Below are 23,229 nucleotides of genomic sequence, written 5' to 3' on the forward strand. Positions count from 1 at the left end.
CGGGTCGAAGCGATCAGGTGAGCGCAGGCTCCGCCTTGGGTACGTCGATGTCAATGCTGTCCAGCAGCGAGTCTCCGTGCTGAGCGGCGGCCGTCAGCGCGTCGTTCTCGGACTGGATCCGTACGAGCTCGGACTCCAGGTCCTGGACGCGCTGCTGAAGCCGTCGCATCTCGGCGAGGAGTCGCGGGTCGGAACCGCCGACGTAACCGAGAAGCGCCTTTGCCATGATGGATGGTCCTCCACACTGAGTGACCGACCGAAGCGGTGTGGGTCGTGAGGGAATCGCACCCGCGGAGTCCGGCGGTGCCTGTCCGTCACTGCGGTTCTCGTGACGAACACCGTCAAACAGCTAGGTGCGCGGGGACTTCCAGCGTCTCACCAAAAAGTTTGACGGTCAACACGATCACGCCCCGTATCGGCGGGCAACCCGGCCCGCGTCAGGGCCCGGAGATCGTCTGTGCAGGTCCGCGGGGCGCAGCAGGCCCGAATGGCGGACGGCCGAGATCATCCTCTTCCCGAGCCTTCCATGTCGCGGCGTGATCGGCAAGAGGTCCGCGAACCTCGCCACCCCCCGCGTGACCGGCACGTCACCCCCGGTCAGCGCATCCCGAAGCCGTCATAACCGCCGCGCGGGATGCCCCAGATCTCCGTGACGCCGTCCACCCGCCCCGGCGTGTCGGAAGACCGCAGCCATTCCAGGAGCCGGTGGCAATTCTCACGTTGACCTTCGGCCACCACCTGCACCCGTCCGTCGTCGAGATTGAGGGCGAATCCGGTGAGTCCCCCGATCGTCATCGCGTTCTCCCTGGTGAACCACCGGAAGCCCACTCCCTGCACACGGCCGCGTACCCACGCGGTCATACGGACGTCTTCATTCATGCGTGAACGCTAACCGCCCGATTGGCAGACGAGCACTTCACGGCCTTGCCGCATGGCGTACAGTCGCGCAGCAATACCCTCACCCTTTTGGGTGAGTAAAGGTTGATCTTGCACCCAAGAAAGGCACTGCCGATGGGACGCCACCGGAGCCCCGCGCCCCGCCGGGGAAAGCGGAACGCGCCCGTACGCACCGGCCTGCTGGGGGTGACCGCGGCCGTCGCGCTCGGCGCCGCCGCCGTGACCTCGGGTCTGGTGCCGGTCGGCGAGGACTTCGTCCTGGGCGGCCACGGGGAGTCGGGGGCGAAGACGACGGCCCAGTCGTCGCCGAGCCGGTCCCCGGAGCCCCGGACGCAGACCGCGGCACAGCGGCCGAGCGGGCTGAAGAGCCTCAAGGACAGCGGTACGCAGGCCGGCGGCTCGGGCAAGGCCCCGGCCGCCTCGTCGAAGCCGTCCGCGAAGCCCGCTCCGGCCACGAAGCCCACCCCTGCGGCCAAGCCGGCCCCCAAGGCGAAGCCGGCCCCGCAGGCGAGCACCAAGGCGCCGGTGCGGCCGGAGCCGTCGGCCACCCCGGCGAAGGTCCCGGCCTCCGCCCCGGTCGTGCCGCGGAACGAGGCCACCGCCGCCGAGGCCGCCGTCCTCGCGCTGGTGAACCAGGAGCGTGCCCAGGCCGGCTGCCGCCCGGTCCGCCAGAGCCCGCCCCTGGCGGCGCTGGCCGGCGCCTTCAGCAAGGACATGGCCGTTCGGGGCTTCTTCGACCACACCGACCCCGACGGCGCGAACCCCTGGGACCGCGCCTCCAACGCCGGCATAGGCGGCCTGGGCGGCGAGAACATCGCCCGCGGCCAGGGCGACGCGGACGCCGTGATGGCGGCCTGGATGAACAGTCCCGGCCACCGCGCGAACATCCTCAACTGCGAGTTCCGCACCATGGGCGTCGGCGCGCACTTCGCCTCCGGCGGCCCCTGGTGGACCCAGGACTTCGGCTTCTGACCCGGACGCCGCGCCGGGATCCCGGCGGGAGCGTACGGACGGGAGGGCCCCGGCACCATCGTGATGGTGCCGGGGCCCTCCCGTCTGCGCTCGCCCGCGCGTCGCGGCTCAGGCGGCCACGGCCGCCCGGCCCGCCAGCAGGACGCGGGCCGTCTCGGCGACCCGGCGGCCCAGGTGCTCGGCGGTCGCGACGTCGGCCTTGTGCACGGCGTCGGGACCCTCGTCCGAGTTGGTCTGGGCGCCGGCGCCGGAGAAGAAGCCGAGGCGGTTGAGGTCGTGCTCGGAACCGGTGCTGGAGTTCCAGCCCGGCTTCAGGCCCAGGTTGACCCAGTGCATGCCGTGCTGCGCGGCCAGGGTCTGGAAGTACTGGAGGGTGTGCGACTTGTCGCCGCTCTTCGAGCCGGAGTTGGAGAAGCCGGCCGCGAGCTTGTCCTGCCAGGCGTCGCCGAACCAGCGCTTGGAGGTGGCCTCGGCGAAGACGTGGAAGGCGCCGGACGCGGTGCCCATGTAGGTCGGCGAGCCGAAGACGATCGCGTCCGAGCCGTCGAGCAGCGCCCACTGGGCGTCGTCGATCTCGTCGACCTTGATCAGGTGCACGGTGGCGCCGGTCTCGGCGGCCCCGGCGCGGACGGCCTCCGCGATCACGGCGGTGTGGCCGTAGCCGGAGTGGTAGGCGATCGAGACGACGGGGGTGTGCGTGGTGGTCACGGCGGTTCTCTCCTCAGGGGGTCCGGCACCGGTCCGTCCGGTCGCGGCGCCGAAAGAAAGGTAAGCACTAACTTTTGGAAAGCGCAAGCGATTGGTTAGCGCTTACCTGTGGGCGGCGCCCGGAGTACCCTGTTCCTCATGGAGAGCGTGGAGACCACCACCGCCGCCGCCGGCGAAGACCTGGCGTTCGACGTCTTCGCCCGCGCCTGTCCGTCCCGGGAGACCCTCGGGCACGTCACCGGCCGCTGGGGAAGCCTGACCGTCACGGCGCTGTACGACGGGACGTGCCGGTTCAACGAGCTGCGCCGCCGCGTGGACGGCGTGAGCGAGAAGATGCTGTCGCAGACCCTGCACGCACTGGAGCGGGACGGGATCGTGCACCGCGAGGCGCAGCCGACCAACCCGCCTCGGGTGGACTACGAGCTGACCCCGCTGGGGCGCGGGGTGGCGGAGCGCCTGATGGCGCTGATCGACCTCGTCGAGGCCGACATGCCGCAGGTGATCGCGGCACGCGAGCGCTACGACGCGGAGCGCGGCGCCCTCTGACAGCGCGGGCAGAAGTAGCTCGACCGGTTCATCCACGGCCGGCGCCGCACCGGCGTGCCGCAGCGACGGCAGGGCAGGTCCTCGCGCCCGTACGCGTCCAGGGACCGGTCGAAGTAGCCCGACTCGCCGTTGACGTTCACGTACAGGCTGTCGAAGCTCGTGCCGCCCACCGCGAGGGCCGCGTTCATCACGTCCCGCACGTGCCCCAGCAGCTCGGTGCTGCGCGGGCGGGTGAGGGTGGCGGTGGGGCGCTCGTAGTGGAGCCGGGCGCGCCAGAGCGCCTCGTCGGCGTAGATGTTGCCGACGCCGCTGATCAGGGACTGGTCCAGCAGGGCCCGCTTGACCGTGGTGCGGCGGGCGCGCAGGGCCAGGTGGTAGGCCGTCTCGTCGAACAGCGGGTCGAGGGGGTCGCGGGCGATGTGCGCGATGACGTCCGGGAGGCCGTCCGGGGTGTTCTCGTGCAGCGAGAGGCCGCCGAAGGTGCGCTGGTCGACGAAGCGCAGCTCCGTGCCGAGGGCGTCGTCGAAGCGGAGCCTGATGCGCAGGTGCTTCTCGTCCGGCGCGTCCTCGGGCTGGACGAGCAGCTGGCCGCTCATGCCGAGGTGGCCCAGGACCGACGTCTCCCGGCCCTCCAGCGGCAGCCAGAGGTACTTGCCGCGGCGCCGCGCCTCGCCGATGGTCTCGCCCTTGAGCCGGGCCGCGAAGTCCTCGCCGCCGGCCGGGTGGCGGCGTACCGCGCGGGGGTGCAGCACCTCCGCCTCGGCCACGGTCCGTCCGGCGACCCAGCGTGCGAGGCCCCGGCGTACGACCTCGACCTCGGGCAGCTCGGGCACGGTGTTCCTCCGGAAGGACGCGGGTCCGCGGCCGGGACCCCTGGGATGCCCCGAGCCTACCCGCGGGCGGCGGGGCCGCGGAGCGGACCCCGGAACATCGCCCCCACGCCCCCGCCCGGCACGGGGCCCCGGCACGGACCGGCGGCCGGAAACACCGCCGCCCGCCCCCGGCGGACCGGGAGCGGGCGGTGCGTGAAACGGGAAGGAAGCCTCAGCCGGCCACCGGGCCTGCGGCGGGCGTCGGCGCCCCGCCATCGGCCTGCGGCTCTGCGGACGCGGCGGCCTCGGCCGCCTTCTTGCGCTCGTCCGCGGCGGCGCGGATCTCGCGCCACGCGGACTCCGCCGCCTGCTGTTCCGCTTCCTTCTTGCTGCGGCCGGTGCCGGTGCCGTACGAGACACCACCGACGCGGGCGGCAGCAGTGAAGGTCTTCTCGTGGTCGGGACCCGTCTCGGTGACGAGGTACTCCGGCACGCCCAGACCCTCGGCCGCGGTGAGTTCCTGGAGACTGGTCTTCCAGTCGAGCCCGGCACCGAGGTTCGAGGACTTCTCGATCAGCGGGTCGAAGAGCCGGTGCACCAGCTCCGAGGCCGCGTCGAGACCCTGGTCGAGATAGACCGCGCCGATCACCGCTTCGAGGGTGTCGGCGAGGATGGACGCCTTGTCCCGGCCCCCGGTGCCTTCCTCGCCCCGGCCGAGCCGGATGAAGGAACCGAGTTCGAGGCCGCGACCGACCTCCGCCAGCGCACGCGAGTTGACCACCGCGGCCCGCAGCTTGGCCAGCTGGCCTTCGGGCAGGTCGGGGTGGGTGCGGTACAGCGTGTCGGTGACCACCAGGCCGAGCACGGAGTCCCCGAGGAACTCCAGCCGCTCGTTGGTGGGCAGACCGCCGTTCTCGTACGCGAACGAACGGTGGGTCAGCGCACGCACCAGAAGGGCGGACTCGACGTGGTAGCCGAGCCGCCCTTCCAGAAGCGTGTGGGACGAGGCCGCGTTGTTACTGTCTGCCTGCTTTTTGGCGCTGGACAGTTCAGACATTGCGCCTCTCACCAGCCGCTCAGACCTCGAGGACCTGGCGCTTGTTGTAGGTGCCGCAGCTCGGGCACGCGATGTGCTGCTGCTTCGGCTCCTGGCAACGCTCGCACGAAACCAGGGTGGGGACCGCAGCCTTCCACTGCGACCGGCGGTGGCGCGTGTTGCTGCGCGACATCTTCCGCTTCGGAACAGCCACGGCTACTTCTCCTGCTTCTCGTCGACGCCGGATGCGGCGCCGCTCATGTTGTCCTTCTCGTCGTCCTGATCGGTCACGACGAGTCCCTGCAGTGCCGCCCAACGGATGTCGACGGCTTCATGGTGGTGGTCCGGGTCGTCGTTCAGGCTGAGCCCGCATTCGGGGCACAGACCGAGACAGTTCTCCCGGCACACCGGCTGCGACGGCAGTGTGAGCACCACCGCGTCCCGCAGCACGGGTTCGAGGTCGAACAGGTCGTCCTCGACGAAGTACCTGTCCTCGTCGTCCTCAGCGTCGTCGTCCGGTTCCGCCTTGGGGCGGCCCCGGCCATCGGCGTCAGGGTACGAGAACAGTTCCTGGAAGCGCGCGTTGAGCTCCAGCTCAAGCGGCTCCAGACACCTTACGCACTCCCCCACGGCCTTTGCCACGGTGATGCCTGTGACGAGCACCCCTTCCATGACCGACTCCAGACGGAGACCGATCTGCATCGAGGAGCCCTCGGGCACCTCGATGACGCCGGCGAGTCCGAGGTCCGCCGGGGCGGAGACGGTCCTGGACACCTTCTGCATGGCACCAGGACGCCGACCCAGGTCACGTGTGTCGAACACGAGCGGGTTTCGGTGGTCGAGGCGGGTGCTCAGGGTCGTTCCTGCTTTCGGATTCGCTGGGGGGTGCCGCTCCGGCGCCTCGGGCGAGGCTCTCAGGGCAGCATGGATCGCGGGCATACGCGCGACCGAAGAGCCAGGATACCCGGCGCCTCGCCCCGGACCCAAACCGGCCCGTCCGCGCAGCTCACGGCCGGGGCCGTCAGCGCCCCTGCTCGTACTGACGGAACTGGTCCAGGTCGATCAGGCTCGTGTCGAAGAGGCTGGTCTCGTCGAGCGCGGCCCCCGGCGCCTGCCGGCCGTCCGCCTGCGGGGCGGGCTGCTGCTGGTAGCCGTACGGGTCGGGCTGGTAGCCGTAGGGCTCCGGCTGCTGCTGGTACTGCTGCTGGTACGGGTCCGGCTGCTGGTACGCGTACGGGGCGCCCTGGTCCTCGTACGAGGCCGCGTAGCCCCCCGTCGCGTACGGGTCCTGCCGGCCGTCCCACACGGGCTCGGCGGGCGCCGCCTGGGCCGGGATGGCCGCCACCGGCGCCGCCGGCTCCGCGAGGCCGGCCAGGAAGTCCGCGTCGCTGGTGGCGCCGGGCCGGCCCTCCGCCGCGTCCTGGGCGGCGATGTGCTCGCGCAGGTCGTCCGTGGCCACCCGGCCCACCAGCTTCTGGCGACCCCGCCCGACGGCCTCCAGCGTCTTGGAGAGCACCGCCTCGAAGGCGCCGAGCTTGGCGTCCACGTACTCGTCCGCCTGGCGGCGCAGGGTCTCCGGGTCGCGGGAGCCCTCGGGGGCGTCCGGGTCCCCGAAGCCGTCGAGGGAGTCGCCGTAGGCGGCACCGGGGCCCGAGAGGCCCGGGCCGCGGCCCAGCAGCTTCTCGCGGCCGCGGTCCACCGAGCCGATGGTCTTGGTCAGCACGACCTCGAAGTTGGCCAGCTTGCTGTCGACGTAGTCGTCGGCCTCGGCGCGGATCTCCTCGGCCTCGCGGCGGGCCTCCGCCAGGATCCGGTCGGCCTCGCCCTGGGAGCGGCGGGCGACCTCGGTGTCGGAGATCAGCGAGCCGCGCTGGGCGTGGGCCGACTCGATGATCCGCTCGGCCTCCTGCCGGGCCTGCTCGACCATCTGGTCACGGCCGCCGATCAGCTCCTGCGCCTGCGCGAGGGAGCCGGGCAGGGCCTGGCGCACCTCTTCGAGCAGGGCGAGCAGCTCGGCCCGGTTGACCACGCAGGAGGCCGACATGGGCATGGAGCGGGCGCCTGCCACCGTGTCGACGATCTCGTCGAGCTTCTTCTGCACGTCCACCTGTGCTCGCACTCTCTCGGTGGTTCCGGTACGGACGGGGACGACTGTACGGCCAGCCGGTCCCCGCCCGACACCGACTGACGGACCGTCAGTGCCTCAGCGCTCGGCGAGGCGCTCGACGAGCGCGGCGTGGACCGACGGGGGCAGCAGGTGGGACACGTCGCCGCCCCAGGCCGCGACCTCCTTCACGAGGGAGGAGGACAGGAAGCTGTAGGTGGGGTTGGTCGGGACGAAGAGGGTCTCGACGCCCGTGAGGCCGTTGTTCATCTGGGCCATCTGGAGCTCGTAGTCGAAGTCGCTGACCGCGCGGAGGCCCTTGACGATGGCCGGGATGTCCCGCTGCTTGCAGAAGTCGACGAGCAGGCCGTGGAAGGACTCGACCTCGACGTTGCCGTACTCGGCCGTGGCCTCGCGGATCAGTTCGATCCGCTCCTCGACCGTGAAGAGGCCCTTCTTGGACTGGTTGATCATCACGGCCACGTGTACGACGTCGTACAGCCGCGAGGCACGTCCGATGATGTCGAGATGCCCGTTGGTGATGGGGTCGAAGGACCCCGGACAGACGGCGCGGCGCACGCGAACTCCCTCGCTCTCAGGCCCGGTCATCATGAGTCTCCGCTGGTGGAGGCGGCGCGACCGTACCAAAGGGTGCCCTCGCCGTAGCGCCTGGACCGCAGCGGCTCGAAGCCGTCCGGCCACGGGAACTCCCCGCCTCGTGTACTGCGCTCCACGGTGACGAGCGCGTCCTCCGTGAGCCAGCCCTGGGAGCGGAGTGTGAGGAGGATCTCGCCAAGATCGGCGTTGGTCACGGCGTACGGCGGGTCCAGGAAGACGATGTCGTACGGCTCACCGGGCGCCGGGCCCGTCACGACCTGCTCCGCTCTGCCCGCCCGGAACTCGGCCCCGGGCAGCCCCAGCGTCCGGATGTTGTCCCGGATGGTCTTCCCCGCCCGGGCGTCCGCCTCGACCAGCAGGGCGTGGGCCGCGCCCCGCGAGAGCGCCTCCAGGCCGACGGCTCCGGAGCCGCCGTACAGGTCGAGCACGCGGGTGCCCGCGAGGGGGCCGTGCAGGGACTCCCAGGTGGAGAAGAGCCCCTCGCGCGCCCGGTCGGAGGTGGGGCGGGTGCCGGTGCCGGGCGGCACGGCCAGGCGGCGGCCGCCCGCCACACCGGCGATCACGCGGGTCATCTGAGTCGGGTCCTCACGGCAGGGGGAACACAGGGGCGACTCCACGATAGGCGCTGGGCCGCGGCACGCCGCCCGCGGCGGCGGCCGGGCCTTCTCCGGGTGGCGGTCAGCCCTTCTCCAGGTACTGCTCCCGCTCGTCGTCGAGGAGGGCGTCGAGCGCGGTGCGCAGGGCGGGCAGGCCGTCGAGGCCCGGGTCGGCGGTGACCACGGCGACGGCCTCCTCACGGGCCTGGGCGATGACCTCCTCGTCCTCGATCACGGCCAGCATCTTCAGCGAGGAGCGCACGCCCGACTGGGCCTGGCCGAGCACGTCGCCCTCGCGGCGCTGTTCGAGGTCGATCCGGGAGAGCTCGAAGCCGTCGAGGGTGGCGGCCACCGCGGCGAGCCGGGCCCGTGCCGGGCTGGCCTCCGGCATCTCGCTGACCAGCAGGCACAGTCCTGGTGCGGAGCCACGGCCGACGCGGCCGCGCAGCTGGTGGAGCTGGGAGACGCCGAACCGGTCGGCGTCCATGATCACCATCACGGTGGAGTTGGGGACGTTGACGCCGACCTCGATGACGGTGGTGGCGACGAGCACCTGGACCTCGCCGGCGGCGAACCGGCGCATCACGTCGTCCTTGTCCGCGGGGTCCATCCGGCCGTGCAGCACCTCGACGGAGAGCCCGGCGAGCGGGCCCCCGGACAGCTGCTCGGCGATGTCGAGCACGGCGAGCGGCGGCCGCTTCTCGGTCTCGTCCTCCGCGGACTTCGCCGCCTTCTTCTCGTCCTCCTCGTCCCCGATGCGGGGACAGACCACGTACGCCTGGTGGCCGCCCTCGACCTCCTCGCGGACGCGCTCCCAGGTGCGGGCGAGGAAGTGCGGCTTGTCCTTGGCCGGCACGACGTGGGTGGCGATCGGGGACCGGCCGGCGGGCAGTTGGTCCAGCACGGAGGTCTCCAGGTCGCCGAAGACCGTCATCGCGACCGTGCGCGGGATGGGGGTGGCGGTCATGACCAGCAGGTGCGGCGGCTGCTTGCCCTTGCCGCGCAGCGCGTCGCGCTGCTCGACGCCGAAGCGGTGCTGCTCGTCGACCACGACCAGGCCGAGGTCGTGGAACTGGACCTTGTCCTCGATCAGGGCGTGCGTGCCGATGACGATCCCGGCCTCGCCGGTGACGAGGTCGAGCAGCGCCTGCCGGCGGGCGGCGGCGCCCATGGACCCGGTGAGCAGGACGACCTTGGTGGCGTGGTCGGCGCCGCCGAGCATTCCCCCCTCGGCCAGTTCGCCCATCATCTCGGTGACGGACCGGTGGTGCTGCTGGGCCAGCACCTCGGTGGGCGCCAGCATCGCGGCCTGCCCCCCGCAGTCGACCACGGCCAGCATGGCCCGCAGAGCCACCATCGTCTTGCCCGACCCGACCTCTCCCTGGAGGAGGCGGTGCATGGGGTGTTCGGTGGCGAGGTCGTCGAAGATCTCGCGGGAGACGGTCTGCTGGCCCTCGGTGAGGGTGAACGGGAGCTTGGCGTCGAAGGCGTCGAGGAGGCCGCCGGGGGTGGGCTTGCGCGCGACCGCCGGGAGCTGGGTGTCGGCGTACCGGCGGCGGGCGAGGGCGACCTGGAGGACGAAGGCCTCGTCCCACTTCAGGCGTTCGCGGGCCTGCTCGACGTCCGCCTTGGTCCGGGGACGGTGGATCTTGAGGAGGGCCTCGGGAAGGGTGACCATGCCGCGGCCCTCGCGCAGCGCGGGCGGCAGCGGGTCCTCGGCCTCCTGGGCGCTGGGCAGGACGGCGTCGACCGCCTTGGCGATCTTCCAGCTCTCCAGCTTGGCGCAGGCGGGGTAGATCGGGATGAGCCGGTTGGCGAAGGCGTCGACCGCGGAGTCTCCGGCGTCGGCGCCGAGCAGCTCGTACGCGGGGTGGGAGAGCTGGAGGCGGCGGTTGAACATGCCGACCTTGCCGGCGAACATCGCGCGGCTGCCGGGCAGCAGCTCCTTGTGCGGCTTGTGCACGCCGGAGCCGAAGAAGACCAGCTGGAGCCGGCCGGCCCCGTCGGTGATGGTCACCTCCAGCCGTCTTCCGCGCCCGCCGTTGAAGGTGAGGACGCGGGCTTCGGCGACCTGGGCGACCACGGTGACGTGCTCGTCGAGCTGGTCGCCGAGGTCGGCGAGCGGGGTCAGCTCCCCGCGCTCGGCGTACCGCCGGGGGTAGTGGTGGAGCAGGTCGCCGACCGTGTGCAGGCCGAGCTGCTCGCCCAGCACCTTGGCGGTGGCGGGGCCGAGCGACTTCTTGAGTGGTTCATCCAGCGCGGGCACGTGTTCCATTGCACACCATGCCGCCGACAGGCCGGGTCACTCCACCCCGATGAGGAGCGGGGCGGAGTGCCGTCCGCCCTGGTAGACGACGGTGTCGACGGCCAGGTGGCGCTCGCGTACGTAGGCCTCCAGGCGATCGGCGAGGGCCTCGGGCACCTCCGGCCCGAGGACCAGCGTGACGAGTTCGCCGCCGGAGCCCAGCATCCGGGCGAGGACCGCCTCGGCGGTGGCGGTGAGTTCGTCGCCGATGAGGGCGACGTCGCCGTCGATCAGGCCCAGCACGTCCCCGGCCTGGCAGATGCCGGCCGAGGTGAAGGACTGGCGTTCCGCGACCGCGAGTTCGCCGTAGCGGGTGGCGCCGGCGGCGGAGGTCATGGTGACGACGTCCTCGTCGAAGCTGCCGTCGGGGTCGTGGACGGCGAGGGCGGCCAGGCCCTGGACGGCGGAGCGGGTGGGGATGACGGCGACGCGGACGCCCTCGGCCCGGGCCCGTTCCGCGGCACCGGCCGCGGTGTGCCGGAGTTCGGCGTCGTTGGGCAGCAGGACGACCTCGCGGGCGTGGGCGCGGCGGATGGCGTCGAGGAGTTCGGCGGGGGCCGGCGGCTCTCCCGGGCGGGCGAGGACGCAGGTGGCCCCCGCCTCGGCGCAGAGGCCGGCCAGGCCCTCGCCGGGGACCACCGCGACGACCGCGCGCTGGACCCGCTCGGGGAGCGCGGCCCGGCGCTGGTCGGCGAAGTGGGTGATGCGGATGCGGTACGGGCGGCCCGCCTCGATGCCGGCCTCGACGGCGGCGCCGGGGTCGTCCACGTGCACGTGCACGTTCCACAGTCCTTCCCCGCCGACGACCACGAGGGAGTCCCCGAGGGCGTCGAGCCGCTCGCGCAGCAGCTCCACGGGCTCGTCCTGCGCCTCCAGGAGGAAGAGCACCTCGTAGCCGGGCCCGTCGGCGCCGGCGTCCTGCTCGCAGGGGTCGGGCTGCACGGGGACGGCCGGACCGCGTACGGGCTCGGGGTCCAGGTCCCGCCCGGACAGCGCCTGCCACAGGGCCCCCAGTACGGCGACCACGCCGCAGCCCCCCGCGTCGACCACCCCGGCCCTGCCCAGCACGCCCAGTTGCCCCGGCGTCTTCTCCAGGGCGGTCCGTGCGGCGTCGTACGCGCTCCAGGCGACGGCGACGGCCCCCTCGCCGGCGGTGCCCGCGGCCCGGGCCGCGGCGGTGGCCACGGTGAGCATCGTGCCCTCGACCGGATGGGCGACGGCCTCGTAGGCGGACTCCGCGGCGCGGGCCAGTGCGTCGGCGAGCCGGCGGCCGGCCTCCCCGGTGCCGGCACCGGCACCGCCCCCGGCCTGTCCGGCCGTCTGCGCATCCCCCTGCCCGGCCACCGGTCCGGCGGCCAGCACCTCGGCCATGCCGCGCAGCAGCTGGGCCAGGATGGTGCCCGAGTTCCCCCGCGCGCCTATGAGCGCGCCGTGCGCGTAGGCGCGTACGGCGTCGGCCAGGGAGGGCGGGTCCACGGCGAAGGCGTCCTCGACGGCCTGCGCGGCCGCCTCGGCGGTCAGGTAGAGGTTCGTGCCGGTGTCCCCGTCGGCGACCGGGTAGACGTTGATCGCGTCGATGTCCTCGCGGGCGCGGCCCAGGGCGGTCAGCGCGAGGGAGCTCCAGGTGCGTACCGCGTCGGCGTCGAGGGTGGGCGGCACGTGCGGCACCGGGCGTTCCTCCTTGGACTGCCGTGGACGGCGGGGTCTGCACCCGCAGGGTAACGAAGGGGGCCGGGGTGATCCGGGGCCCGGGGCGGGGTCCGCGGGAGCCATGGTAGTTTTCTTGTACGGGAGCAGCCGTTGTATGCTGCTCCGGTTGCCCGATGAGAATCGGGCCATTCCCCCGGCAAACCACTTCAGATCTCTGATCCGGTGCGCCGGATTTCACTGTAAGTGCATCTGAAGTCTTTGGAGTGACCTGTGGCTGCCAACTGCGACGTTTGCGGCAAGGGGCCGGGCTTCGGCAACAACATCTCGCACTCGCACCGCCGTACGCCCCGTCGCTGGAACCCGAACATCCAGCGTGTGCGTGCCGTGGTCGGTGGGACGCCGAAGCGCCTCAACGCCTGCACCTCGTGCATCAAGGCCGGCAAGGTCTCGCGCTGACGCTCCCGTCGTGGCGCAGCCCTTCCGGTTGCCTGAAGGCCGGTCCACCTCGGTGGACCGGCTTTTCTCTTTGCCCTGAAACAACACCCGAGCCCGGAGGCGCGGCAGTGCCGCTCTCCGGGCTCAGTGGTGTCCGCTCCGGGCTCAGCCGCGCCAGCGCCAGGCGTGGTCGACCGGTCCGATGCCCCCGCCCAGCGCGAAGCCGGCGGCGATGGCGCCCGTGACGTACTCCTTGGCGGCGGTGACCGCCCCGGGGACGTCCAGTCCCCTGGCGAGGCCGGCGGCGACGGCGCTGGCCAGGGTGCAGCCGGTGCCGTGGGTGTGCCGGTTGTCGTGGCGCGGGGCGCGCAGCCACAGCTCCTCGGTGCCGTCGGTGAGCAGGTCGACCGCCTCGTCGCCGCCGGCCAGGTGGCCGCCCTTCACGAGCGCCCAGCGTGGCCCGTACGCCAGGATCGCGTCGGCGGCCCGCCGCAGGTCGTCCTCGGTCTCCACGACGACCCCCGTGAGCTGCGTCACTTCGTCGAGGTTGGGCGTGGCGACGGTGGCCGCGGGCAGCAGCCGGGTGCGTACGGCGTCCAGCGCGGAGGCGGCGAGCAGTGCGTCCCCGTGCTTCGAGACGCCCACGGGGTCCACGACCGCGGGGGCGTCGGTGGCGGCGATGAGCGCGGCCACCGTTTCGACCAGTTCGGCGGAGGCCAGCATGCCGGTCTTGACGGCCTGGACTCCGATGTCGTCCACCACGGCCCGGTACTGGGCCGTCACGGCCTCCGCGGGGAGTTCCCAGGCCCCCCGGACCCCCAGGGAGTTCTGGGCGGTCACGGCGGTGATCACGCTCATCCCGTGCACGCCGAGGGCCTGCATGGTCTTGAGGTCGGCCTGGATGCCGGCGCCGCCGCCGGAGTCGGACCCGGCGACGGTCAGGCAGAGCGGGGGCCTCGTCACGGGGCGGTCTCGATCTCGCCGCCGAAGTGGTCCCAGCCGCCGGTGCTGGTCCAGGGCGCGCCGTCGACGGTGACCTGGGGCTGCGCGGAGGGGTTGAGCACCTCGCCGATGACCTTCCAGCGGGCGGGGAGCTTCACGTCCGGCGGGAAGGTCGCGACGATCGCGTGGTCCTCTCCGCCGGTGAGCACCCACTGGAGCGGGTCGACGCCGACGGCCTGGCCGATGTCGTTCATCTGCGTGGGGATGTCGATGGCGCTGGAGTGCAGGTCGATGCGGACCTTGCTGGCCTCGGCGATGTGCCCGAGGTCGGCGACCAGGCCGTCGCTGACGTCCGTCATGGCGGTGGCGCCGAGTCCGGCCGCTGCGGGGCCCGCGTGGTACGGGGGCTCGGGGCGGCGGTGTGCCTCGACGAAGGCGCGGGGGGAGCGGAAGCCGCGGGAGAGCACGGCGAAGCCTGCGGCGGACCAGCCGAGCCAGCCGGTGACGGCCACGACGTCGCCGGGCTGGGCGCCGGCGCGGGTCACGGGCTCGTGGTTGCGCAGGTCGCCGAGGGCGGTGATGGCCACGGTGATGGTGTCGCCGCGTACGACGTCGCCGCCGACCACGGCCGCGCCGGCGACCTGGCACTCGTCCCGGATGCCGTCCATCAGCTCGGTCGGCCAGGTGACCGGCAGTTCGGCCGGGACGACCAGGCCCAGCAGGAGGGCGGTGGGCACGGCGCCCATGGCGGCGATGTCGGCGAGGTTCTGGGCGGCGGCCTTGCGGCCGACGTCGTAGGCGGTGGACCAGTCACGCCGGAAGTGACGGCCCTCCAGCAGGATGTCCGTGCTGGCGACGACGCGCCGGTCGGGCGCGGTCACGACCGCGGCGTCGTCGCCGGGGCCGAGCCGTACCGCTGGGGTGGAGGTGAGGCGGGAGGTCAGCTCTCTGATGAGCCCGAACTCCCCCAGCTCGCCCACAGTGCCCTTCATCGCTGTGCTCCTTCTGGCCCAGTGGGCTTGCGGTCGCGAGCCGTCACTGCTCTGGGTACTGTCAACAGACACGTCAACTTCTGTTCCTCGTACGCCCCGCTGAGCGCGGCGCCGTGCCCTCGGGTCTCCCCGCGGCAGTCGGCGACGCGGTACCGTGGCGTCCCTTCTTCCCTGGAGCCCCGCCGAGTCAGGGGCGGGTTCCCCACCCGAAGGTTAGGGGAGATCATCCTCGTGGCCGCCCTGGAGGTTCCGTGGTACAGGCGTACATCCTCATCCAGACCGAGGTGGGCAAGGCGTCGCTGGTCGCCGAGTCCATCGCGAAGATCCCGGGGGTGATCCAGGCGGAGGACGTGACAGGTCCGTACGACGTCATCGTGCGGGCCCAGGCCGACACGGTAGACGAACTCGGCCGCATGGTGGTCGCCAAGGTCCAGCAGGTGGACGGGATCACGCGCACCCTGACCTGCCCGGTCGTCCATCTGTAGCCCCCGTCTAGTCTTGGCCGGTGACGTTCTCCCGCCTCCGGCCCCTCTGCCTGCCCGTGCTGGCCGCGTGCCTGGCCCTGGCGGGCTGCACGCCCGGGAGCGCGCGGGCGGAGGTCACTCCCCCGCCCGCCCCGCCCGCCGACGTGGTCGCGATGTGCTCGACGCTGCACGGCGCGCTCCCGGAGACGGTGGCCGGCCTGGACCGGGAGGACCCCGAACCCGCTTCCGATCTGACCGCCGCGTGGGGCGGCGCAGCGATCGTACTGCGCTGTGGCGTTCCCAAACCCCTCGACCTGATTTCCGATGCGCAGAGCACCGGGCAGGTCGAGGTGAACGGCGTGGGCTGGATGATCGGCAAGCGCCGGGACGACGGCTCGTTCCGCTTCGTCACCGGCGGCCGCCTGGCCTACGTCGAGGTGGTCGTCGACCGGGAGCACGCCACGGACGCGGGTCTGCTCGTCGCGTTCGGGCCCGCCGTGGAGAAGAGCGTCCCGGTGGGCATCTCCTCGTACTGAGGCCCCCGCCGCACGGCTCCCCCGCCCCCCGACGTACCGCCGCCCGCCAGGATCACCTGGCGGGCGGCGGTGCGTACGGGGGCCTCAGCGCAGGCCGGTCGGGCGGCGCATGGCCGCCTGGATCAGGCGGTCGACGAGCTCGGGGTACGAGACGCCGGACTCCTGCCACATCCGCGGGTACATGGAGATCGGCGTGAAGCCGGGCATGGTGTTGATCTCGTTGATGACGAACCGGCCGTCCTCGGTGAGGAAGAAGTCGGCGCGCACCAGACCCTCGCAGGAGGCGGCGTCGAAGGCCTGCACCGCCAGGCGCTGGACCTCGGCGGTCCGGTCGGCGTCGAGCGGGGCCGGGACGATTCCGGAGGCGGAGTCGATGTACTTGGCCTCGAAGTCGTAGAAGTCGTGCGAGCTGACCGGCGGGATCTCGGCCGGGACGCTGGCGCGCGGGCCGTCCTCGAACTCCAGGACGCCGCACTCGATCTCGCGGCCGCGCACCAGCGCCTCGATCAGGATCTTCGGGTCGTGGCGGCGGGCCTCCTCGACGGCCTCGTCCAGGCCGGAGAGGTCGTCGACCTTGGTGATGCCCACCGAGGAGCCGCCGCGGGCGGGCTTGATGAACAGCGGCCAGCCGTGCTCCCCGGCGAAGTCCACGATCTTCTTGCGGGCGGCCGCCGGGTCGGCGTCCCACTCGCGGGGGCGGATCACCTCGTACGGGCCGACCTCCAGCCCGAAGGAGACGAAGACCCGCTTCATGTACTCCTTGTCCTGGCCGACGGCCGAGGAGAGCACGCCCGAACCGACGTACGGGACGCCGGACAGCTCCAGCAGGCCCTGGAGGGTGCCGTCCTCGCCGTAGGGGCCGTGGAGCATGGGGAAGACGACGTCGACCTCGCCCAGTGCCTTCGGGACGGCGCCCGGCTCGGTGTAGACGACCTCGCGGTTGGCGGGGTCGACGGAGAGCACCACGCCGCCGTCGGCGGACTCGGTGAGCTCCGCGACGTTCGGCAGCCTGCGGTCGGCGATCGCCATCCGCTCGGGCTCGTCGGCCGTGAGCGCCCAGCGGCCGTCCGTGGTGATGCCGATGGGCAGCACCTCGTACTTGGAACGGTCGATCGAGCGCAGGACCGCGCCCGCGGTGACGACCGAGATGGCGTGTTCTGAGCTGCGGCCGCCGAAGACGACGGCCACACGCGGCTTGCGGCCCTGCTGCTCAGGAGTCTGGGGGAGGTTCTCGCTGCTCATATCGCCACGAGAGTACCCGCTCAAGCGTCCGGAAAGGAGTCAGCTGCGTTCCGGTTTGGCGCTGCGCGCCATGAGGTCCTTGAGCGCGACCAGCGGCGGCTTCCCGTTGTGCACGATGTCGACCACGGTGTCCGTGATGGGCATGTCGACGCCGTGGCGGCGGGCGAGATCGGCCACCGACTCGCAGGACTTGACGCCCTCCGCGGTCTGGCGGGTGACCGCGATGGTCTCCTCCAGGGTCATCCCGCGGCCGAGGTTGGTGCCGAAGGTGTGGTTGCGGGAGAGCGGCGAGGAGCAGGTGGCGACGAGGTCGCCGAGGCCGGCGAGCCCGGAGAAGGTCAGCGGGTCGGCCCCCATGGCCAGGCCGAGCCGGGTGGTTTCGGCCAGGCCCCGGGTGATGAGGGAGCCCTTGGCGTTGTCGCCCAGGCCCATGCCGTCGGCGATGCCGACCGCGAGGCCGATGACGTTCTTGACGGCGCCGCCCAGCTCGCAGCCGACGACGTCGGTGTTGGTGTACGGGCGGAAGTACGGGGTGATGCAGGCGGCCTGGAGGCGCTGGGCCACGGCCTGGTCGACGCAGGCGACGACGGAGGCGGCGGGCTGCCGGGCGGCGATCTCGCGGGCCAGGTTGGGTCCGGTGACGACCGCGACGCGCTCGGCGGGGACCTTGGCGACCTCCTCGATGACCTCGCTCATCCGCTTGGCGGTGCCGAGTTCGATTCCCTTCATCAGGGAGACGAGGACGGTGTCGGGCGCCAGCAGCGGGCCCCACTCGGCGAGGTTGCCGCGGAGGGTCTGCGAGGGGACGGCGAGGACGGTGAAGTCCGCGCCGCGGGCGGCCTCCGCGGGGTCCGTGGTGGCCCGGAGGCGCTCGGGGAGTTCGATGCCCGGCAGGTAGTCGGGGTTGGTGCGTCCGGTGTTGACGGCCTCGGCCAGCTCGGGGCGGCGCCCCCAGAGGGTCACCTCGCAGCCCGCGTCGGCGAGGATCATGCCGAACGCGGTACCCCAGGAGCCGGTTCCGAAGACGGCGGCCTTGACGGGACGGTTCACTTCCTGCCCTCCCCGGCGGCCTTGCGCCGCTGTTCTGCCCGGGCCTTGCGGTGGTCGTACGGCTCGGCGGGGGCGGTCTCGCCGCGCAGCTCCTCCAGGAGTGCGGTGATGGCGGCCATGATGACCTCGGTGGCTTCCTTGAGCACCTCGGGCGTGGGCTCCAGGCCGTGGAAGCGGGAGAGGTCCACGGGCGGTCCGGCCAGCACCCGCAGGGTCTTGCGGGGCAGCAGCCGGACCTTGTTCTCCCTGGCGTAGGGCGGCATCGCGAGGTTCGCGCCCCACTGGGCCACCGGGATGACGGGCGCGCGGGTCATGAGCGCGACGCGGGCGGCGCCGGTCTTGCCGGCCATGGGCCACTGGTCGGGGTCCCGGGTGAGGGTGCCCTCCGGGTAAAAGGCCACGCATTCCCCGCGCTCGATGGCGTCGACGGCGGACCGGAATGCGTCGAGGGCGTTGGTGGTCTCGCGGTAGACGGGGATCTGGCCGGTGCCGCGGAGCATCATGCCGACGAAAGGCGCCTTGAACAGGGCGGCCTTGGCCAGGAAACGCGGGACGCGGCCGGTGTTGTACTGGAAGTGCGCGTAGGAGAGCGGGTCCAGATACGAGTTGTGATTCACCGCGGTGATAAAGCCGCCGTCGGCGGGAATGTGTTCCATTCCCTGCCAGTCCCGCTTGAACAGCACTACCAGCGGCGGTTTTGCGATGACCGCCGCCAGGCGGTACCAGAAGCCGATTCTGCGGCGGGACACTCGGACACCTTCCTTCTAGGACCGGTGCTGGGGGCACCTCCCGGCGGTGGCTGGGGGGTACGGCACCTGGTCGGCCGGACAAGTGTCGCCCCAGGTCCGGTCTCTGTCGAGAACACCGTACGCCCCGCTCGCGGGACGGTACCCCCTGCCCGGTGGGGCCAGGGTGACAATGGGGCCCACTCGCGTGCTTTTCGAGGAGGGGGCCGCCACGAACGCCGTCTGGACGCTGATCGTCCCGCTGAAGCCCCTTTCCGTGGCCAAGAGCCGTCTGGCGGCGGCCGCGGGCGCCGCCCGCTCCGACCTCGCGCTGGCGTTCGCGCTGGACACCGTGGCCGGGGCGCTGGCCTGCGCCGCGGTACGGGATGTGGTGGTCGTCACGGACGATCCGGTGGCCGCCGGGGAGCTGGCCGGGCTGGGCGCCCGCGTCGTGCCCGACTCCCCCGCGGCGGGGCTCAACGCGGCGCTGTCGCACGGGGCGCGCGCGGCACGGGAGGAGCGCCCGGGGGCACCGGTGGCGGCGATGAACGCAGACCTGCCGGCCCTGCGCCCGGGGGAATTGCGACGCGTGCTCGATACCGCCGCCGCATTTCCCAGGGCATTTCTGGCGGATGCGGCAGGAATCGGAACAACTCTGCTTTCCGCCGCCCGCGGCGTGGAATTGGCACCCGCGTTCGGGGGGCCGTCCCGGGCCCGGCATTCCGCCTCGGGGGCGGTGGAAATCGCGCTGGAGGGGGTCGACAGCGTGCGCCGGGACGTGGACACCGGCGAGGACCTGGCGGCGGCCGCGGAGCTGGGCCTGGGCGGCCGCACGGCAGGGCTGTACCGGCCCGTTCGCGTGGTGGGACGGCTCTGAGGCCGGCGACGGGGCGGCGATAGGGTGCGGGTATGCAGGCGACCTCGTACACGTACGACCCCGAGACCCGCAGCGGCAGTGTGCTGCTCGACGACGGCACCCCGGTGGACTTCGACGCCCCGGCCTTCGACGCCGGCGGGCTGCGCCTGCTGCGTCCGGGGCAGCGCGTGCGGATCGAGACCGAGGGCTCAGGCAAGGACCTGCGGATCACCCTGATCACGCTGCAAACCCTCTGACCAGGGCTTTCGAAGGCCCCGGAAGAGCCAGAAGACGCCGCGGGCCGGCGTCCCCTCGCAGGGGGCACCGGCCCGGCGCGTCGAAACCTCGGCTGCTCGGCCTACTTGCGGGCGGCCGTCTTCTTCGCGGTGGTCTTGCGCGCGGTGGTCTTCTTGGCGGGCGCCTTCTTCGCGACGGCCTTCTTGGCCGGAGCGGTCTTCTTGGCGGTGGTCTTCTTGGCGGCGGTCTTCGCCGGGGCCGCCTTCTTCGCCGCGGCGGTCGTGGTCTTCTTCGCCGCGGTGGTCTTCTTGACGGCGGTGGCCTTCTTCGCGGCCGGCGTCGCCTTCTTCGCGGCGGCGGTCGTGGTCTTCTTGGCCGCCGTGGTCTTGGCCGCCGTCGTCTTCTTGACGGCCGCCTTCTTGGCGGTGGTCTTCTTGGCCGCGGCCTTCTTGACCGTGGTCTTGCTGCCCGCCGCGGCCGCCATCAGGCTGCCCTTCGGGGCCTTCTTCACGGCCACCTCGTCGCCCTTGGGGAGCTTCTTGGTGCCGCTGACGAGGTCCTTGAAGCCCTGACCTGCGCGGAAGCGGGGTACGGAGGTCTTCTTGACCCGGACGCGCTCACCCGTCTGCGGGTTGCGGGCGTACCGGGCGGGGCGGTCGACCTTCTCGAACGAGCCGAAGCCCGTGACCGAGACCCGGTCGCCCGCGACGACCGCGCGGACCATCGCGTCGAGCACCGCGTCGACAGCGTCCGCGGCCTGCTGGCGGCCGCCGAGCTTGTCGGCAATCGCTTCTACGAGCTGCGCCTTGTTCACGTCTTCCCCTTCGGAGACATAGCCAGAACGAATGTGTTCAAGCTTTTTCGCACGTTAGGCGGATATATACCGCAAATCAAACACGAAACGGGCTAATCACCCTAGTGCCGCAACGATGTGGACCGTTGCGGAGTTCCTTCGCATCAGTCGCCTTCAGGGAATCGACCCTCGTCGAGGTCCTTCATCAACCTGTCCAGGCGCCTTGCCGCATCGGCGAGATCATGCTTCGCCGCGGCTGTGGCGACCAACAGCTTCCGGGTCAGCGCCATCCTTACGCCCTCCGGGACTTGCAGTGTGCGCACCCTTGTGTGTGCTTCTTTCAACCGGTCCGCGACGAGTTCGTAGAGCTCGAGTTGACTGTCGCGTTCCATGCACAGATTGTGCCATCTGGGGCGAGTTGTCGCCTCACGGGGCCTCAACATACGACTGTGCCCCCCGCCGGAAGGCGGGGGGCACAGTGTTCGCGCAAGCGCGAATAAGCCCTGATCAGGCCTGAATCGTGCGCGGCTTGAAGGTCGGCCGGGCGCTTTCGTAAGTGGCGATGTCGGCTTCGTTCTGAAGGGTGAGCGAGATGTCGTCCAGCCCCTCCAGCAGTCGCCAGCGGGCGTTCTCGTCCAGCTCGAACTCCGCCTCGATTCCCGCCGCGCGTACCTGGCGGGCGACGAGGTCCACGGTGATTTCCGCGGTGGGGTCGGCCTCGGTCAGCTCCCACAGCCGGTCGACGGTCTCCTGCGGCAGGACCACGGTGAGCAGTCCGTTCTTCAGGGAGTTGCCGCGGAAGATATCGGCGAAGCGCGAGGAGATGACGGTCTTGAAGCCGTAGTTCTGCAGCGCCCAGACGGCGTGCTCGCGGGAGGAGCCGGTACCGAAATCGGGGCCCGCGACCAGCACCGTGGCGCCCTGGCGCTCGGGGCGGTTCAGGACGAACTCCGAGTCCTTGCGCCAGGCCTCGAAGAGCCCGTCCTCGAATCCGTCGCGAGTGATCTTCTTCAGCCAGTGGGCCGGGATGATCTGGTCGGTGTCGACGTTGCTGCGGCGCAGCGGGACGGCCCGGCCGGTGTGCGTGGTGAAAGCTTCCATGGGTGATCAGACTCCGGCGGGCGTGGGGGCGTCGGTCAGGTCGGCGGGCGAGGCCAGGTGGCCCAGGACCGCGGTGGCGGCGGCCACCTGCGGGGAGACCAGGTGGGTCCGGCCGCCCTTGCCCTGCCGGCCCTCGAAGTTGCGGTTGGAGGTGGACGCGGAGCGCTCACCGGGGGCCAGTTGGTCGGGGTTCATGCCCAGACACATCGAGCAGCCCGCGTGCCGCCACTCGGCGCCGGCCTCCTTGAAGACCTTGTCCAGGCCCTCTTCCACGGCCTGCAGGGCGACCCGGACGGAGCCGGGGACGACCAGCATCCGTACGCCGTCCGCGACTTTGCGGCCCCCGATGACCTGGGCCACGGCGCGCAGGTCCTCGATGCGGCCGTTGGTGCAGGAGCCTACGAAGACGGTGTCGACCTTGATGTCGCGCAGCGGCTGCCCGGCGGTCAACCCCATGTACTCCAGGGCCTTTTCGGCGGCCAGGCGCTCCGAAGCGTCCTCGTACGAAGCCGGGTCGGGGACGTTCGCGGAGAGCGGCGCACCCTGGCCCGGGTTGGTGCCCCAGGTGACGAACGGCGACAGGGCGGCGCCGTCGATGACGACCTCCGCGTCGAAGACCGCGTCGTCGTCGGTGCGCAGGGTCCGCCAGTACGCGACGGCGGCGTCCCAGTCCTCACCCCGGGGCGCGTGGTCGCGGCCCTGGAGGTAGTCGAAGGTGGTCTGGTCCGGGGCGATCATGCCCGCCCGGGCGCCGGCCTCGATCGACATGTTGCAGATGGTCATGCGCGCCTCCATCGAGAGTTTCTCGATGGCCTCGCCGCGGTACTCCAGGATGTAGCCCTGGCCGCCGCCGGTACCGATCTTGGCGATGATCGCCAGGATCAGGTCCTTGGCCGTGACGCCCTCCGCCAGCTCGCCCGTGACGGTGATGGCCATCGTCTTGGGACGGGCCAGGGGGAGCGTCTGCGTGGCCAGCACGTGCTCGACCTGGCTGGTGCCGATGCCGAAGGCCAGGGCGCCGAAGGCGCCGTGCGTGGAGGTGTGCGAGTCACCGCAGACCACCGTGGTGCCGGGCTGGGTCAGACCCAGCTGCGGTCCCACCACGTGGACAACACCCTGCTCGACGTCGCCCAGCGGGTGCAGCCGGACACCGAACTCGGCGCAGTTCTTGCGGAGCGTCTCCAGCTGGGCCCGAGAGACCGGGTCCGCGATGGGCTTGTCGATGTCGAGGGTGGGGGTGTTGTGGTCCTCGGTGGCGATGGTGAGGTCGAGGCGCCGCACCTTGCGGCCGTTCTGCCGCAGTCCCTCGAAGGCCTGCGGGCTGGTCACCTCGTGCAGCAGGTGCAGATCGATGAAGAGGAGGTCGGGCTCGCCCTCGGCGCGCCGGACGACATGGTCGTCCCAGACCTTCTCCGCGAGTGTCCTACCCATCGCTTTCCCTCCGGTCGGCTGGTGAGCCGACGCTTCTAGAGATCTTTTCGAGGCCGCGTCCGTCCGGACCCCACGTCCCGGGCGGCGGGCTCTGACCCGTGGTTTCCGGGCCCGCACCTCTAGCCTGGCGGGTTCTCGGGAAAATTGAACTTGCGTTTCACAGTGTGAGACGTGAATATCG

The 23,229-nt window shown here is 71.8% G+C and carries 28 protein-coding genes; 7 read left to right on the forward strand and 21 right to left on the reverse strand.

The genetic code is table 11. From position 1 onward, the window contains the following. Nucleotides 1–13: 13 nt before the first annotated feature. Both ACIF6F_RS28800 and ACIF6F_RS28805 read right to left on the reverse strand, forming a co-directional pair. Nucleotides 14–226 carry a hypothetical protein gene (locus tag ACIF6F_RS28800; protein ID WP_389475524.1) on the reverse strand — a complete coding sequence of 71 codons (213 nt, stop codon included), beginning with the start codon at nt 224–226 and terminating at the stop codon, nt 14–16. Between the two features lie 371 nt (nt 227–597). After that, a complete protein-coding gene (locus tag ACIF6F_RS28805; protein WP_399952939.1) occupies nt 598–879 on the reverse strand; it encodes an acylphosphatase in 282 nt (93 codons plus the stop codon). A 132-nt stretch (nt 880–1,011) separates the two neighbouring features. Here ACIF6F_RS28805 and ACIF6F_RS28810 point away from each other — a divergent pair, with 132 nt between their 5' ends. Further along, the gene (locus ACIF6F_RS28810) at nt 1,012–1,869 is read left to right on the forward strand and encodes a CAP domain-containing protein (RefSeq protein ID WP_399952942.1); all 858 of its coding nucleotides are present in this window, start codon (nt 1,012–1,014) and stop codon (nt 1,867–1,869) included. Nucleotides 1,870–1,977: 108 nt separating this feature from the next. Here ACIF6F_RS28810 and ACIF6F_RS28815 read toward each other — a convergent pair whose 3' ends face one another. Beyond that, on the reverse strand, nt 1,978–2,577 hold the full coding sequence (locus ACIF6F_RS28815) for a flavodoxin family protein (RefSeq protein ID WP_399952945.1): 600 nt from the start codon (nt 2,575–2,577) through the stop codon (nt 1,978–1,980). Between the two features lie 138 nt (nt 2,578–2,715). On the opposite strand from ACIF6F_RS28815, the gene ACIF6F_RS28820 reads away from it, so the two are divergent. Then, nucleotides 2,716–3,123 (forward strand): winged helix-turn-helix transcriptional regulator, encoded by a 408-nt coding sequence (locus tag ACIF6F_RS28820; RefSeq protein WP_399952948.1) that lies wholly within the window; start codon nt 2,716–2,718, stop codon nt 3,121–3,123. Here ACIF6F_RS28820 and mutM read toward each other — a convergent pair. From mutM to ACIF6F_RS28865, 9 genes are all read right to left on the reverse strand, one after another. Further along, on the reverse strand, nt 3,096–3,956 hold the full coding sequence (gene mutM, locus ACIF6F_RS28825; RefSeq protein WP_399952951.1) for a bifunctional DNA-formamidopyrimidine glycosylase/DNA-(apurinic or apyrimidinic site) lyase: 861 nt from the start codon (nt 3,954–3,956) through the stop codon (nt 3,096–3,098). The two genes, ACIF6F_RS28820 and mutM, sit on opposite strands and share 28 nt — an antisense overlap. 211 nt (nt 3,957–4,167) lie before the next feature. After that, nucleotides 4,168–4,992 carry a ribonuclease III gene (gene rnc / locus ACIF6F_RS28830; RefSeq protein ID WP_399952954.1) on the reverse strand — a complete coding sequence of 275 codons (825 nt, stop codon included), beginning with the start codon at nt 4,990–4,992 and terminating at the stop codon, nt 4,168–4,170. 19 nt (nt 4,993–5,011) lie between these two features. Beyond that, complete coding sequence (rpmF, locus tag ACIF6F_RS28835) at nt 5,012–5,185, reverse strand: 50S ribosomal protein L32 (protein ID WP_026165248.1); 174 nt, start codon at nt 5,183–5,185, stop codon at nt 5,012–5,014. A 2-nt stretch (nt 5,186–5,187) separates the two neighbouring features. Then, entirely contained in the window at nt 5,188–5,826 is a 639-nt protein-coding gene (locus ACIF6F_RS28840; protein WP_399953072.1) for a YceD family protein, read from the reverse strand. A 166-nt stretch (nt 5,827–5,992) separates the two neighbouring features. After that, nucleotides 5,993–7,078 carry a DivIVA domain-containing protein gene (locus tag ACIF6F_RS28845; protein ID WP_399953075.1) on the reverse strand — a complete coding sequence of 362 codons (1,086 nt, stop codon included), beginning with the start codon at nt 7,076–7,078 and terminating at the stop codon, nt 5,993–5,995. A 96-nt stretch (nt 7,079–7,174) separates the two neighbouring features. Beyond that, the gene (gene coaD / locus ACIF6F_RS28850; RefSeq protein ID WP_399952958.1) at nt 7,175–7,654 is read right to left on the reverse strand and encodes a pantetheine-phosphate adenylyltransferase; all 480 of its coding nucleotides are present in this window, start codon (nt 7,652–7,654) and stop codon (nt 7,175–7,177) included. Between the two features lie 29 nt (nt 7,655–7,683). Beyond that, nucleotides 7,684–8,265 (reverse strand): 16S rRNA (guanine(966)-N(2))-methyltransferase RsmD, encoded by a 582-nt coding sequence (rsmD, locus tag ACIF6F_RS28855; RefSeq protein WP_399952963.1) that lies wholly within the window; start codon nt 8,263–8,265, stop codon nt 7,684–7,686. A 106-nt stretch (nt 8,266–8,371) separates the two neighbouring features. Next, the gene (recG, locus tag ACIF6F_RS28860) at nt 8,372–10,564 is read right to left on the reverse strand and encodes an ATP-dependent DNA helicase RecG (protein ID WP_399952966.1); all 2,193 of its coding nucleotides are present in this window, start codon (nt 10,562–10,564) and stop codon (nt 8,372–8,374) included. A 27-nt stretch (nt 10,565–10,591) separates the two neighbouring features. Beyond that, nucleotides 10,592–12,262: a DAK2 domain-containing protein gene (locus ACIF6F_RS28865; RefSeq protein WP_399952969.1), complete on the reverse strand. Its 1,671-nt coding sequence runs from the start codon at nt 12,260–12,262 to the stop codon at nt 10,592–10,594. A 252-nt stretch (nt 12,263–12,514) separates the two neighbouring features. On the opposite strand from ACIF6F_RS28865, the gene rpmB reads away from it, so the two are divergent. Beyond that, nucleotides 12,515–12,700: a 50S ribosomal protein L28 gene (rpmB, locus tag ACIF6F_RS28870; RefSeq protein WP_030195073.1), complete on the forward strand. Its 186-nt coding sequence runs from the start codon at nt 12,515–12,517 to the stop codon at nt 12,698–12,700. Between the two features lie 144 nt (nt 12,701–12,844). Here the strand turns inward: rpmB and thiD are convergent, their stop codons facing one another. Continuing rightward, nucleotides 12,845–13,642, reverse strand: a complete 798-nt coding sequence (gene thiD / locus ACIF6F_RS28875) for a bifunctional hydroxymethylpyrimidine kinase/phosphomethylpyrimidine kinase (protein ID WP_399952973.1) — start codon at nt 13,640–13,642, stop codon at nt 12,845–12,847. Further along, nucleotides 13,639–14,613: a thiamine-phosphate kinase gene (locus ACIF6F_RS28880; RefSeq protein ID WP_399952976.1), complete on the reverse strand. Its 975-nt coding sequence runs from the start codon at nt 14,611–14,613 to the stop codon at nt 13,639–13,641. Before ACIF6F_RS28880 ends, thiD begins: the two co-directional genes overlap by 4 nt. 251 nt (nt 14,614–14,864) lie before the next feature. Here ACIF6F_RS28880 and ACIF6F_RS28885 point away from each other — a divergent pair, with 251 nt between their 5' ends. Both ACIF6F_RS28885 and ACIF6F_RS28890 read left to right on the forward strand, forming a co-directional pair. After that, a complete protein-coding gene (locus ACIF6F_RS28885) occupies nt 14,865–15,098 on the forward strand; it encodes an Lrp/AsnC family transcriptional regulator (protein WP_030195064.1) in 234 nt (77 codons plus the stop codon). A gap of 20 nt (nt 15,099–15,118) precedes the next feature. After that, on the forward strand, nt 15,119–15,613 hold the full coding sequence (locus ACIF6F_RS28890) for a DUF3515 domain-containing protein (RefSeq protein WP_399952980.1): 495 nt from the start codon (nt 15,119–15,121) through the stop codon (nt 15,611–15,613). A gap of 84 nt (nt 15,614–15,697) precedes the next feature. Here the strand turns inward: ACIF6F_RS28890 and ACIF6F_RS28895 are convergent, their stop codons facing one another. The 3 genes from ACIF6F_RS28895 to ACIF6F_RS28905 are packed head-to-tail and all read right to left on the reverse strand — an operon-like array spanning nt 15,698 to nt 18,654. Further along, nucleotides 15,698–16,855 (reverse strand): D-alanine--D-alanine ligase family protein, encoded by a 1,158-nt coding sequence (locus ACIF6F_RS28895; protein ID WP_399952983.1) that lies wholly within the window; start codon nt 16,853–16,855, stop codon nt 15,698–15,700. Between the two features lie 39 nt (nt 16,856–16,894). Further along, entirely contained in the window at nt 16,895–17,905 is a 1,011-nt protein-coding gene (locus ACIF6F_RS28900) for an NAD(P)H-dependent glycerol-3-phosphate dehydrogenase (protein WP_399952986.1), read from the reverse strand. Continuing rightward, nucleotides 17,902–18,654: a lysophospholipid acyltransferase family protein gene (locus ACIF6F_RS28905; RefSeq protein ID WP_399952989.1), complete on the reverse strand. Its 753-nt coding sequence runs from the start codon at nt 18,652–18,654 to the stop codon at nt 17,902–17,904. The genes ACIF6F_RS28900 and ACIF6F_RS28905 overlap by 4 nt, the downstream gene beginning before the upstream one ends. 184 nt (nt 18,655–18,838) lie before the next feature. Between ACIF6F_RS28905 and cofC the strand changes: the two genes are divergently transcribed. Continuing rightward, nucleotides 18,839–19,507, forward strand: coding sequence for a 2-phospho-L-lactate guanylyltransferase (cofC, locus tag ACIF6F_RS28910; protein ID WP_399952991.1), 669 nt, complete (start codon nt 18,839–18,841; stop codon nt 19,505–19,507). Between the two features lie 32 nt (nt 19,508–19,539). Next, nucleotides 19,540–19,743 carry a hypothetical protein gene (locus tag ACIF6F_RS28915; protein WP_399952994.1) on the forward strand — a complete coding sequence of 68 codons (204 nt, stop codon included), beginning with the start codon at nt 19,540–19,542 and terminating at the stop codon, nt 19,741–19,743. 101 nt (nt 19,744–19,844) lie between these two features. On the opposite strand, the gene ACIF6F_RS28920 is transcribed toward ACIF6F_RS28915, so the two are convergent. The 4 genes from ACIF6F_RS28920 to leuC all read right to left on the reverse strand — a co-directional run bounded on the left by ACIF6F_RS28920 (nt 19,845) and on the right by leuC (nt 23,048). Next, nucleotides 19,845–20,537, reverse strand: coding sequence for an HU family DNA-binding protein (locus ACIF6F_RS28920; RefSeq protein WP_399952997.1), 693 nt, complete (start codon nt 20,535–20,537; stop codon nt 19,845–19,847). A 143-nt stretch (nt 20,538–20,680) separates the two neighbouring features. Then, entirely contained in the window at nt 20,681–20,908 is a 228-nt protein-coding gene (locus tag ACIF6F_RS28925; RefSeq protein WP_399953000.1) for a hypothetical protein, read from the reverse strand. Nucleotides 20,909–21,023: 115 nt separating this feature from the next. Continuing rightward, nucleotides 21,024–21,617: a 3-isopropylmalate dehydratase small subunit gene (leuD, locus tag ACIF6F_RS28930; RefSeq protein ID WP_399953004.1), complete on the reverse strand. Its 594-nt coding sequence runs from the start codon at nt 21,615–21,617 to the stop codon at nt 21,024–21,026. A 6-nt stretch (nt 21,618–21,623) separates the two neighbouring features. Then, nucleotides 21,624–23,048 (reverse strand): 3-isopropylmalate dehydratase large subunit, encoded by a 1,425-nt coding sequence (gene leuC, locus ACIF6F_RS28935; protein WP_399953007.1) that lies wholly within the window; start codon nt 23,046–23,048, stop codon nt 21,624–21,626. Between the last annotated feature and the right edge of the window lie 181 nt (nt 23,049–23,229).

It is taken from the genome of Streptomyces sp. NPDC086023 (assembly GCF_044540325.1).
GTDB lineage: Bacteria > Actinomycetota > Actinomycetes > Streptomycetales > Streptomycetaceae > Streptomyces.

Excerpts from the sequence above, each read along its gene's own strand:
- ACIF6F_RS28925 (WP_399953000.1), bottom strand. The coding sequence starts at position 20,908 with ATGGAACGCGACAGTCAACTCGAGCTCTACGAACTCGTCGCGGACCGG.
- rnc (WP_399952954.1), bottom strand. The coding sequence starts at position 4,992 with ATGTCTGAACTGTCCAGCGCCAAAAAGCAGGCAGACAGTAACAACGCG.
- recG (WP_399952966.1), bottom strand. The coding sequence starts at position 10,564 with ATGGAACACGTGCCCGCGCTGGATGAACCACTCAAGAAGTCGCTCGGC.
- ACIF6F_RS28880 (WP_399952976.1), bottom strand. The coding sequence starts at position 14,613 with ATGAAGGGCACTGTGGGCGAGCTGGGGGAGTTCGGGCTCATCAGAGAG.
- ACIF6F_RS28805 (WP_399952939.1), bottom strand. The coding sequence starts at position 879 with ATGAATGAAGACGTCCGTATGACCGCGTGGGTACGCGGCCGTGTGCAG.
- rsmD (WP_399952963.1), bottom strand. The coding sequence starts at position 8,265 with ATGACCCGCGTGATCGCCGGTGTGGCGGGCGGCCGCCGCCTGGCCGTG.
- ACIF6F_RS28915 (WP_399952994.1), top strand. The coding sequence starts at position 19,540 with ATGCAGGCGACCTCGTACACGTACGACCCCGAGACCCGCAGCGGCAGT.
- ACIF6F_RS28820 (WP_399952948.1), top strand. The coding sequence starts at position 2,716 with ATGGAGAGCGTGGAGACCACCACCGCCGCCGCCGGCGAAGACCTGGCG.
- leuC (WP_399953007.1), bottom strand. The coding sequence starts at position 23,048 with ATGGGTAGGACACTCGCGGAGAAGGTCTGGGACGACCATGTCGTCCGG.
- ACIF6F_RS28800 (WP_389475524.1), bottom strand. The coding sequence starts at position 226 with ATGGCAAAGGCGCTTCTCGGTTACGTCGGCGGTTCCGACCCGCGACTC.
- ACIF6F_RS28895 (WP_399952983.1), bottom strand. The coding sequence starts at position 16,855 with ATGAGCAGCGAGAACCTCCCCCAGACTCCTGAGCAGCAGGGCCGCAAG.
- leuD (WP_399953004.1), bottom strand. The coding sequence starts at position 21,617 with ATGGAAGCTTTCACCACGCACACCGGCCGGGCCGTCCCGCTGCGCCGC.
- ACIF6F_RS28810 (WP_399952942.1), top strand. The coding sequence starts at position 1,012 with ATGGGACGCCACCGGAGCCCCGCGCCCCGCCGGGGAAAGCGGAACGCG.